Source organism: Lacimicrobium sp. SS2-24 (assembly GCF_002201535.1).
Taxonomy (GTDB): domain Bacteria; phylum Pseudomonadota; class Gammaproteobacteria; order Enterobacterales; family Alteromonadaceae; genus Lacimicrobium.
In genome coordinates this window covers 1-11,066 of record NZ_NIWW01000004.1, presented here as the reverse complement: position 1 = coordinate 11,066, position 11,066 = coordinate 1, and the positions used below count along the sequence as shown (strand labels likewise).

The window sequence follows — 11,066 nt, the reverse complement described above, 5'->3', positions numbered from 1 at the left end:
ACATGGCTGTCAGTGATGCACTTCAAATGCAGCTTGTAACATGTTCGTTAACGCCACAAAGTAAGCCTGGTCAGGTTTTCCGGATACCAGGCGAAACAGCTCAGAGCCGCAGGTGGTAAATTTATAATAGTTCAACACCGTACCGCTGCGCTTTGCGCTGAGTTGCAGGGTCTCGCCACAGCAACGCCATTCACTTCGCCGTTTGTTGTCCAGCTCTCCAGACTCTATTTCTGTGGAGTAGATCAGCCCTAAATCCATTAAAGACAATAGGTCTGGATAGGCCAGACCAAACTGAGCCAGGTTCAGCTGCTGGCCTCGGTTTAACGACAGCATTGAAATTAAACTGGGCTTGACGCGGTAACCATATAACAGTCTGGGGCTGAAATCGCCGCGCTTGCGGCTTGCCAGGCCCACGGCTATTCGAAACACTTTGGCATCTTTTTGAGTTAATTGGGTCAGAATCGCCAGGCTGCGCAATGAAAACGTGCCGGGCATACTCACTTCCACCGCCAGAATTTTAGCCCACATCTCCTGCATTGCCGGAGAATAGATGTCTTCGGCCATGCGAACAAAATTAAAAAACCAGTCAGGATCCAGAGTCTCCTCACTCACTTCCTTGTTGGGACTGTACTCCAGCGCCAAATCGAGTATCCGCTCGAGGTTGTTGAGTTTTCGTTGCTGTAAGACCTTGCGATGGCGCTGTATCTTTTTCTCGGCGCTATCATCGAGTCCAGTCGTGGCAATAGGTTTGATGCCGGCCTGAGCAAACCAATGCACGATTCGGCGGCTAATTTGATTGCTGTCCTGCGTCGCACTGGGTTGAGACGGCTGTTCCTGTGCTTTCACCTTCGCAGGCTTGACCTCCGATGGGATGACCGGAGGAGGGGAACCTAAATTATTTATCTTGGTCATGGCTGCCTGTCGCTCAAGTTCATCTGCCATACTGCCTGTTAGCATCGACTAATTTCAAGCTATATTGACAGCATTGGTAGTCGTCGCGTTACTGGTGAAAAAGCTCAATAGCGATTCTATTAGGTTTCGCTTTAGTAAATATTAGGATATTGTTATTCAGGTAACGTTTGATAGTTCAAGATGTTGGTATACACACAGGTCGTTAGATGAACCCAACAGATTACGAAAATGATGAAATGCTGTTCCTCGAGGAAGATGATTCCAATGTAGAGGAATATGATGAGGCGGATGCTTGGCAAGTATTGGTTGTGGATGATGATGAAGAGATTCATTCCGTAACACGCTTAGCCTTGTCTGACTTAGTTCTCAACGGCAGAAAACTGGCATTTCTTGACGCGTACTCCGGTGAAGAGGCGCTTCAAATCATGGCTGAGCGTGGGCAGGATATCGCCATTGTGCTCTTAGACGTGGTGATGGAAAGTGACGATGCCGGTCTGATGGTGGCGAAAAAAATGCGTGAAGATCTTAATCTTCATGAACCTCGCATCATTTTAAGAACCGGGCAGCCTGGTTATGCACCGGAAGAAAGTGTCATTAAAGAATATGACATCAATGATTATAAAACCAAAACAGAGCTCACCCGTTCCAAGTTAGTGACCACGATTATTGCGTCACTGCGTTCCTACCAACAAATTCTGACCATTAATCAAAGTCGCCAGGGGCTTCAGAAAATCATTGAATCCGCTTCTAACTTGCTGGAAGAACATTCTGTTAAGGGTTTTTGCGAGGGAGTGGTTACTCAAATCAGCTCCTTATTAGGGCTCGACGCTGGTGGTGTTGTCTGTGCACGTGCAGGTTCTGTGCTGGATAGAGATGATGATGGTGTGTACGTACTCGGTGCGGCAGGCCCTTTTGCAAATTACATTAATGAGAAACTGGAAAATCTGCACGATAAAAAAATTACCGTGGAAGTGGCTAAGTGCTTGCAGGAGAAAGATCATATCTATGGAAAAGATTATACCGTTCTGTACATGAATAGCAGTGGCTATGAGGCAGCGGTATATATCCAGGTGGGCTGTAGCATCAATGTCATCTACAAACAGCTCATCGAAGTCTTTATGTCCAGCATCTCGGTAGGATATGAAAACGTTAATTTGTTTCATCAATTGCGAAATGCGGCATTCAAAGACATGCTGACTAAGCTGCCGAACCGCAACGAATTTATCAACATGCTGGATGACCTGGAAAACACCGGGGTGGACATCAATGAGCATGTTGTGGCCTTGGTAGATGTGAATCATTTCTCCGACATTAATGATGGGCTCGGCCAGGATGCGGGTAATTTATTGCTCATTGCCATTGCCGAGCGTTTGCACACCGCCATGGGTGATGTCGTGAAAATGGGACGCATTGGTGCGGATGTCTTTGGACTGATTGGTAAAGACGATAAAGTTAATCCACAGAGTATCAGTAAAGTTTTTTCCACGCCTTTTAAGGCGGGAGATCATACCCTGCCTATTAATGTCACCATGGGCCTGTGCCGGTTGCTGGATGAAGAATCCAACGGCTTAAATGTGCTTAAACAATCGAATATTGCGCTGAACAGAGCCAAGCGCAGCATGACCGCCAATTACGAGTATTATGCGCCGGAGATGGAAGAAAAAACCACCTGGCGTTTAGGAATGATTCGTCAGTTGCGCTCCGACTTTGCTGAGCGCAAGCTTGAACTCTGGTACCAACCGCAGGTTGATCTGGTTAACGAGCGTATCGTTGGAATGGAAGCGTTGTTGCGTTGGCCGGATAAAGATGGCGGCTATATTTCACCGGCAGTGTTTGTGCCATTGGCTGAATACAGTGGGCTGATTATCGATATTGGCGCCTGGGTGCTTGAAGAAGCCTGTCGAAAGTTAAAATTACTGCATCAAAAGGGCTTTCCCGATCTGCGCGTGGCGGTCAATATTTCTATGCCACAATTCCGCGACTCCCAGTTTGTTAGCCTGGTAAAAAGTGCTTTGGTAGAGCACGACATTACACCTAGCTTGTTGGAGCTTGAGATCACGGAGAGCGTTGTCATGGATGAACCTCAAATTGTGGTGGACTCTCTTAAAGAGCTAAAAGCCTTTGGTCTTACTATCGCCATTGATGATTTTGGTACCGGTTTTTCCTCAATGAGCTACCTGCAGAAACTGCCCTTGGATCGTCTCAAGGTAGATCGTTCCTTTGTTAATGAGGTTACCCCAGGTAAAAGTGCGTTCATTGCCGAAACCATAGTAACGCTCGGCAATAAGCTTGGCTTGCATACGATTGCCGAAGGCATTGAAAAGCGCGAACAGGCCAGTTACATGTTGCGTTTGGGCTGTGATGAAGCCCAGGGATTCCTGTATGCCAAACCGATGCCTTTCGATCAGCTCATCGAGTTTCTGGATAACTACCAGCCATTAGAAGGCAAGTAAGCGGGATATCCTGTTTTTAAGGTGAGGAATGACGTGGGATTCAAACCAAGGATGTCGTGCCAGCCATAGGTTGTTTCTGGGAGATGGATGTGGCAGGACAAAGTAGTCGGGCAGGTAGGTTTCAAAGCTTTTCACCCTCTGCGTCAGTGGTTGTTTATCCTTCAGATAATAGTTTTGCGCAAATTGTCCTATCAATAGCGTGAGCTGAATGTTTGGCATGCTATCAAGTAAAGCGGGATGCCATAATGGCGCGCACTCAGTCCTGGGGGGTAAATCGCCGCTCTTGCCTTTACCCGGATAACAGAATCCCATGGGCATAATGGCAAAGGTTTTCTCATCGTAGAACGTGCTGTCGTCTACCCCCAGCCAGTCTCTAAGACGCTCTCCTGAGGGATCATGCCAGGGGATGCCTGAACGATGCACCCGAATACCTGGAGCCTGCCCGATAACCAGAATACGTGCATCACTCGATGCCCTGAGCACCGGTTTAGGTTGCAGCGGCAAACTAGCCTCGCAATGCGTGCACTGACGAATGCGATGCAGCAGTCTCTCGTTGTCATTCACATCTGAAACCATAAATTCACCTTAATGTCATAATACTGTCATATAACTGTGTTCGGTCAAATGTTGCGTTTTGCGTCAAGGTGATGTTAAAATGTATATACACTCATTGGAGTTGTTGTAGGAGTTCACCATGCGTAAATTGATGATTTTAGTGGCCATGCTGGGTTTTACTGGCTTGGCTCAGGCAGCAGACAAGTCTGATAAGCTGACTGATTGTGTTGCCAAAGAGACCCTGACGGTCGATCCGAGTTGTGTTGAGAGTAAAATCAGCCAGAACATCCAGTATCGCGAGATGGTGAGCCGTATTGATCAACAAGCGAGCATCCAGTCAGGTGATAATGCCGTAGCTACCATTCGTTTTTATCCAGAGCGTTTTCTGATTGAAGTGGTAACACACCGTGATGCACTGGTTGCGGCTAACAGAACAAAATAAGTAACCGGTTTAACGAAAAGCAGGCCCGAGTAATCGGGCCTGCTTTTTTTATGTGTGTCTGAGCCGTGGTCAGAATATCCTGTTCAGTCCATTGATCGCGGCCACTCTGTAGGCTTCGGCCATGGTTGGATAGTTGAAAGTGGTATTTACAAAATACTCAATGGTATTGGCGTCGCCATCTTGTTGCATAATGGCCTGGCCGATATGGACTATTTCAGAGGCCCGCTCTCCAAAGCAATGAATACCGAGGATTTTTTTCGTTTCCCGATGGAACAAAATCTTCAGGCTACCCACCTGCGTATTGGCTATCTGGGCCCGGGCCAGATGCATAAACTGCGCTCTCCCTACTTCATAGGGAATTTTCTGCGCGGTCAGCTCTTGCTCATTTCTACCCACTGAACTGATTTCCGGAATGGTATAGATGCCTGCAGGGATATCTTCCACCAGACTGGCTGGACAGTGCCCGCTGAGCATGGCCTGCGCGGCAAACCGTCCCTGATTATACGCCGCTGAAGCCAGGCTTGGATAACCAATGACATCACCTACAGCATAGATATTGTCGATATCTGTTTGGTAGTTTTCATCAACCTTTAACTGCCCGCGAGAATCGGATTTTAGTCCTACGGCCGACAGGTTTAGCATATCAGTATTACCCGTGCGCCCGTTGGCAAAAAGGAGACAATCTGCGCGCATCTTTTTACCCGATTTAAGGTTCAGCACCACAGAGTCATCACGGCCTTCTACAGACGTATACTCTTCATTATGACGAATCACAACGCCATTATTCCAAAGGTGATAACTCAGAGCATCGGAAATTTCTGTATCCAGGAAAGACAGCAGCCGATCACGCATATTAACCAGATCGACTTTAACGCCCATGCCGCGGAAAATAGACGCATACTCAGAGCCGATAACACCTGCGCCATAAATAATGATGGACTTGGGATCCTTCTTTAATGAAAGAATAGAATCACTGTTATAAATTCTGGGATGATTGAAATCGATATCGCCTGGCGTGTAGGGACGAGATCCTGTGGCAATCATCACTTGTCCGGTACTAAGCTGATCAACGGAACCGTCTTTACGGGTAATACTCAGGTGGTGATTATCGATAAATGAGGCTTCGCCCTGGATGACCTGCACATCGTTGCGGGCATAGAAACTGCCTCGCAGACGGCTCTGTTTGCGGATGACTGCACTGGCATGCTTAAGAATATCCTGAAAGGTCAGGTGTATGGCTTGGTCGCCGGCATTGAAAAGGGGATTCGTATTATATTCTATTAAGCGACTCACCGAATGGCGCAGCGCTTTAGAGGGAATGGTGCCCCAATGAGTACAGCCACCCCCGACGGATTCATGTCGCTCGATTACGGCGACGCGTTTGCCTGCCTTGGCCAACTGCATGGCAGCCCCTTCGCCTCCGGGGCCGGTGCCAATAATGACCGCGTCGTATTGATACTGCTCTTTTTTAGCTGTGCTTTTGCCTTGGGGTTTAGGTGCCATTGATTATCTCATTTTTCATCATCAATAATGATAGCCTTGCTGAGATTTGCGACAAAGGCAAGTGTTAGATAAAACAAGACCTTATGTGTAGCTTATCTGTAGCTTGTGGACTTCAAGCCAACGGCTTTTAGCCAGCATAAATGCGTGCTTGAGTTCCCGGTATTTAAAATCAAGGTCTAACCGTTCGTATTGTTCTACAACCTGCTTCTTTTTTAATTCAAGCCGATGCTTTTTGACGTCATAGTAAGCACTCATTTTTTCTGCCAGTAGCTCATATTCATGCTGCAGTCGCTGGCTGAGTATGCGTGCATTAGGCAGTGTTGCGACTCTGGATTGGATTTGCTTAAGTTGCATCTCCATTCTGGCTTTTTCAATTCGTTGTTCTGGTACTCTGCGCAGATTGCTGGTCAATCCCACAAAAGACAATCCCCGTATTAACCACTTGGTAGGATCAAAATGCCACCAACGTATGCCATTTCGATAATCGTACTCAAAAATATGGTGATAATTGTGATAACCCTCACCAAAGGTAAACAATGCCAGCACTCCATTATCTCTGGCGCTGTTTTTATCCGTATATGACTGCTTACCCCACATATGGGCAAGGGAGTTAATAAAGAAAGTAATATGGTGTACTACCGCCAGCCTTAATACGCCCGCCAACAACAGCATCCCCCAGATATCACCATTTAACCATCCGAGCATTACAGGCAGGCCAATGTTGGTAGCTAACGTCAGCATCAGGTAGTGCCGGTGTTGCCACGTAACAACTTTATCTTTTTGCAGGTCACGGCAGTTGTTGTAGTCCTGATAACGACTCGCCTGATACTCCCTCAGCATCCAGCCGATATGAGAAAACCAGAACCCTTTTCCTGCGGAATAGGGGTCCCTGTCATTGTCGTCCACATGTTTATGGTGAACACGATGATCGGATGTCCAGTGCAGTATGCTGTTTTGCAGTGCCAGCGCGCCACCGACGGCAAACAGCACTTTAATCAAAGGGTGGGCATCATATGCTTTGTGGGCCCACAACCGGTGATATCCTGCCGTGATCGACAGACCCGAAAACCAGAACAGGACGATACAGGCAATAATTTCTGTGCTATCGAATCCATTTGTAATGGCTTCCAAAGGAACTAACAGCAGACAAATCAGCGAGGTGACAGAGAACAGTAAAACATTGGTCAGGATTAGGGGAGGCTTTTGCATATATGGAGTATAACTTAATTTGAGCGAACAACTGTGCGCTAGCGAACAAGTGTGCGCTAATTTATCCAGTTTGTGTGGCCGAGGCAAGCAAAGATCATACTATTTGGTGATACACTGACACACACTTTTGAATTACTTAGACAAAAAGTTTACTCAGAATGAGACGTCAGCAACAGAAACTGAAAACCCGCAGGGCAATTATCGATGCCGCATTCAATCTGTTAGATGAACAACGCAGTCTGTCCAGTATTAGTCTGCGCGAGGTAGCGAGGGCTGCCGGCATTGCGCCAACCTCTTTTTATCGCCACTTCAAGGATATTGACGAGTTAGGTCTTACCTTAGTGGATGAGGCGGGATTAGCTTTACGTCAACTCATGAGACAAGCCCGCTCACGCATAGATGCAGGGGGCGGGGTCATCACAACATCTGTTAATACGTTTATGGAGTTCGTGGTGGCTAATAGCAATGAATTCCGACTGTTACTGCGTGAGCATTCTGGCACTTCTCCGGCATTCCGGGCTGCGGTATTAAGGGAAATACAGCATTTTATTGAAGAGTTAAGTGACTACACTGCCAATCATACCGGTTTGAGTCCTTACCTTGCGGGTTTACAGGCCGAAGCGATGGTCAAACTGGTGTTCAGCGCTGGTGCGGAAGCGATTGATGCCAGTCCCGCGCAACGTGATTTGCAGGCACAGCGACTGATTCAGCAATTACGTATCATTGCAAAAGGAGCATCCTTCTATGCAGGCAAAACCTGAACCGCATCGCTATTTAACGGATGCGGCGCAGGAAAACCCCACATTCTGCATGATGTGTGTAAGGAAACTGGTCAAATAAAGCGAACCGCTCAATTTGATGGGTTTTGGTTAGTGTTTGCAGGTTGTCGTAAAGGGTATCCGGGTTGCAGGATATATACAGGATATTGTCATAATTGCTGACTAAGTTGCAGGTATCAGGATCCAGGCCTGCGCGAGGGGGGTCTACCAGCACCGTTTTGCAATTAAAAGCAGAAATATCGGTATTTTGCAATCGGCGGAAGGTGCGCTTTCCTTCTTTGGCTTGGGTAAATTCTTCACTGGACATGCGAATTACGGTTACATTATCAATATGATTAAGTGACAAGTTATAGTGAGCCGCATCGACCGATGCTTTAGAGATCTCAGTGGCCAGTACCCGATGAAAGTTATTTGCCATGGGCAGGGTAAAATTTCCCAAACCGCAATACAGTTCCAGTAAGTCACCTTCAGACTGCTGTGTGACATCAAGTGCCCATTCAATCATTTTTTGATTTACGCCGGCATTGGGCTGCGTAAAGCTATTTTCTATTTGTTTAAAGTGCAATTCCCTGTTTTTGATGTTGAGGGTTTCAATGACATAGTTTCTATCCAGGTGCAATTGTTGTTTGCGGGCCCGACCAACGATATCTAGCCGATATTTTTGCCTGAGCTCGGCCAGAATAGGAGCAATGCTCTCTTGCCATTGCTGGTCTAGCGTACGATGATAGATAAGACTGATCAGGATTTCTCCGCTGGTGGTGCTCAGGTAATCAATTTGATAAAGCTTCCGTCGAGCAACAGAGTCGGCACGCAGCAAAGGCAATAGGTCTTGCATAACGTCATTGATCAGTCTGCTGGCAGGAGGGAATTGGTCTACCCGATATTTCTCTTTTGTTTGCGGGTCAAACATAATGTGAAACAGATCCTCTCCATCATGCCAGACTCTGAATTCTGCCCGCATGCGATAGTGCAGTGGTGCTGACTCAAAGATTTCCAGTGATGGACAGCTCAAGCCGCGGAAGCGGTCTCTGAGAGCTTGTGCTTTATGATTCAGGTGTTGTTGATAATCGCTACTGTCTATCTCTGTGGGTCGCATGGAGAGTCCTCTTTTTTCCCGGGCGCAGAGTTTAGCAAGAGCGACAGGGGAAATGCCATCATGGCTTTTTATCCGAAAAGACTAATATTTGTACTACAGCCGCCGATATAGATACCGAGGTGGGAGGAATCTATCATGAACTTAGGTGAAATTAAGGCCTTTCTGGGCGACAGGGCGCATCAGTCCGGACGCTCTGATGTACAAAATCAGTTGCGGGAAGCAGGACTGCGTCAGGCGGCGAGCCAGCCTGCCACTGCGGTAACGCTATCGCAAAGTATGGCATCAGCCAAATCAGTTGCCTTGAATGTATTTGGCTCAGCGATGAGTGAAAATGTTGTTGTCGACGGCAAACGTTCCAAGTTTGAGCGTCCACAACAAGAAGAAAAGCCACTATTCGACTTTGAAGAAATAGCAAAAAATGTGCTCAACTTTGTCGGTGGAGCGATTCGTCATGCCCAATCTAAGGGAGCAGATGATGACAAATTGACATCCATGTTTGAGCAAGCCAGAAGTGGTGTCCTCAAAGGGGTGAAAATGGCTGAGCGGGATTTGGCCGGTGTGATGAATGACGAGATCTCTACGGGGATTAAGAAGAGTCAGGAACTCATTGAAGATGGTCTGCAGACGCTTGAGAAAAAGATTTTTGGCCAATCCGAGCAAAGTGAAGCCGTCAGTCAAACAGTGGGTTACGCAAGAGATGATAACAGTGAACTGAGTATTATCACTAAAGATGGCGACGAGGTGACTATTCGTTTCGAGAGTAGTACTCAGTTTAGCTATAACCAAAGCCTGATGTTAAATGGTGCAGGTGATGACAAGGGCACTGATTCAGAACAGTCTCAGGATGAGGGAACGAGTTTTAATTTCACTGCGTCCCAGAGTTATCAGTTCTATCAGGCTAATGCTTTTAGCTTCTCTGTTCGCGGTGAACTAGACGAGGATGAACTCAAATCCATCGGTGAGCTTGTTGGTAATGCGGCCGATGTTGCGGACGAGTTCTACAATGGCAATGTTGAAGAGGCGTTTAATCAGGCCCTGAAAATAGGTTTTGATGAGTCAGAGTTGACAAGCTTTGCATTGCAACTCAGTCGTAACGAACAGTCAAAAGTGATTCAAACCTATGAGTCAGTCTCACATAATGATGACAAAAACCGGGGGCAGGAAGGCTTAGGTCCGGTGAAAACCGTGTCCCATTATCTGGAAAGGATGCTGAACATGGCGGAAAAGGCGCAGCAGAAATTGCCCGACCGCGAGAGTTATGAAAATCTGATCACTGGATTAGTGAACAAAATGCCGGATGTGCAGACGCCCGACTTGCTTGAAGCAATTAATCGTTTTCATACGTTTAATAGTAAATTGATGAGCAATTTGCCTCAGTCAGTACTTGCACAGCCTGTAAACACTGAACAAGCATAAAAAAAGCCTGCTTTTGCAGGCTTTTTCTTTCCTATCACCGTGAGTAACCTTGTGTTACTAATCGATGCTTTTAATGATCCTGTTTGTCTTTGGCCATCCGCACTTTAAGCGTCCGTTCCTGGAACTCTGTGTCATTGAGAGCGGTTATGGCCTTTTCAGCATCCTGAGGAGCCATTTCGACAAAGCCGTATCCCTTTCTCTTACCGGTACGTCGGTCCTTCATTAATCTCACTGAGATGACCTGTCCATGTGAGGAAAAGTGTTCGGAAACTTCCTCTTCACTGGCGCGGTAAGGAAGGTTGCCCACATACAACGTTTTACGTTCACCTTGTATGTTCGTCGTGTTTGGTGAGTCTGGCTGTGCAGCTTGAACGGCTGTGCGGACAAACATTTTGGCTAATTGTGGTGAAACGATACCGCCGACGAGTAATCCCAATGCCATGGCTTGATTCGACAACATCAGGTCAGCAGGAAAGAGAAAGAAGGCCAATATCGCAAGAACACCTGCAACAATTATATAAAGAAGAAAAGATGGATTCATGTAACTACCTAAAATGTAATTGAAAAGTTAATAGCACTGATATGGTACTCATTAATTTATCATACGCCAACTTTTGCATTCCTTAATCTCTGGTGAAAGAGGGTTAACCCATCAGCGAGGTAGCACTCAGGACGGGGTTGCTGCAAAAATGAGCGTTTAA

10 protein-coding genes are annotated in these 11,066 nt (G+C 46.8%); 4 read left to right on the top strand and 6 right to left on the bottom strand.

Translation table 11 applies throughout. The features are described from left to right. Positions 1-9 precede the first annotated feature (9 nt). The gene (locus tag CCY32_RS08350; protein ID WP_168171461.1) at positions 10-942 is read right to left on the bottom strand and encodes a TIGR03899 family protein; all 933 of its coding nucleotides are present in this window, start codon (positions 940-942) and stop codon (positions 10-12) included. A gap of 176 nt (positions 943-1,118) precedes the next feature. On the opposite strand from CCY32_RS08350, the gene CCY32_RS08345 reads away from it, so the two are divergent. Beyond that, the gene (locus tag CCY32_RS08345; protein WP_088330169.1) at positions 1,119-3,365 is read left to right on the top strand and encodes an EAL domain-containing protein; all 2,247 of its coding nucleotides are present in this window, start codon (positions 1,119-1,121) and stop codon (positions 3,363-3,365) included. Here the strand turns inward: CCY32_RS08345 and CCY32_RS08340 are convergent. Beyond that, positions 3,351-3,941, bottom strand: coding sequence for a uracil-DNA glycosylase family protein (locus tag CCY32_RS08340; RefSeq protein WP_088330168.1), 591 nt, complete (start codon positions 3,939-3,941; stop codon positions 3,351-3,353). The genes CCY32_RS08345 and CCY32_RS08340 overlap by 15 nt on opposite strands. Positions 3,942-4,059: 118 nt before the next feature. Between CCY32_RS08340 and CCY32_RS08335 the strand changes: the two genes are divergently transcribed. Further along, positions 4,060-4,362, top strand: coding sequence for a hypothetical protein (locus CCY32_RS08335; RefSeq protein ID WP_088330167.1), 303 nt, complete (start codon positions 4,060-4,062; stop codon positions 4,360-4,362). Between the two features lie 69 nt (positions 4,363-4,431). On the opposite strand, the gene sthA is transcribed toward CCY32_RS08335, so the two are convergent. Next, a complete protein-coding gene (gene sthA / locus CCY32_RS08330) occupies positions 4,432-5,865 on the bottom strand; it encodes a Si-specific NAD(P)(+) transhydrogenase (RefSeq protein ID WP_088330166.1) in 1,434 nt (477 codons plus the stop codon). An 81-nt stretch (positions 5,866-5,946) separates the two neighbouring features. After that, a complete protein-coding gene (locus CCY32_RS08325) occupies positions 5,947-7,074 on the bottom strand; it encodes a fatty acid desaturase (RefSeq protein WP_088330165.1) in 1,128 nt (375 codons plus the stop codon). A gap of 158 nt (positions 7,075-7,232) precedes the next feature. On the opposite strand from CCY32_RS08325, the gene fabR reads away from it, so the two are divergent. Beyond that, positions 7,233-7,835: an HTH-type transcriptional repressor FabR gene (gene fabR, locus CCY32_RS08320; protein ID WP_088330164.1), complete on the top strand. Its 603-nt coding sequence runs from the start codon at positions 7,233-7,235 to the stop codon at positions 7,833-7,835. 13 nt (positions 7,836-7,848) lie between these two features. Here fabR and trmA read toward each other — a convergent pair whose 3' ends face one another. After that, on the bottom strand, positions 7,849-8,949 hold the full coding sequence (gene trmA, locus CCY32_RS08315) for a tRNA (uridine(54)-C5)-methyltransferase TrmA (RefSeq protein ID WP_088330163.1): 1,101 nt from the start codon (positions 8,947-8,949) through the stop codon (positions 7,849-7,851). A gap of 135 nt (positions 8,950-9,084) precedes the next feature. Between trmA and CCY32_RS08310 the strand changes: the two genes are divergently transcribed. After that, positions 9,085-10,365: a DUF5610 domain-containing protein gene (locus CCY32_RS08310; RefSeq protein ID WP_088330162.1), complete on the top strand. Its 1,281-nt coding sequence runs from the start codon at positions 9,085-9,087 to the stop codon at positions 10,363-10,365. A gap of 70 nt (positions 10,366-10,435) precedes the next feature. Here the strand turns inward: CCY32_RS08310 and CCY32_RS08305 are convergent, their stop codons facing one another. Beyond that, positions 10,436-10,906: an RNA-binding protein gene (locus CCY32_RS08305; protein ID WP_088330161.1), complete on the bottom strand. Its 471-nt coding sequence runs from the start codon at positions 10,904-10,906 to the stop codon at positions 10,436-10,438. Positions 10,907-11,066: the final 160 nt, after the last annotated feature.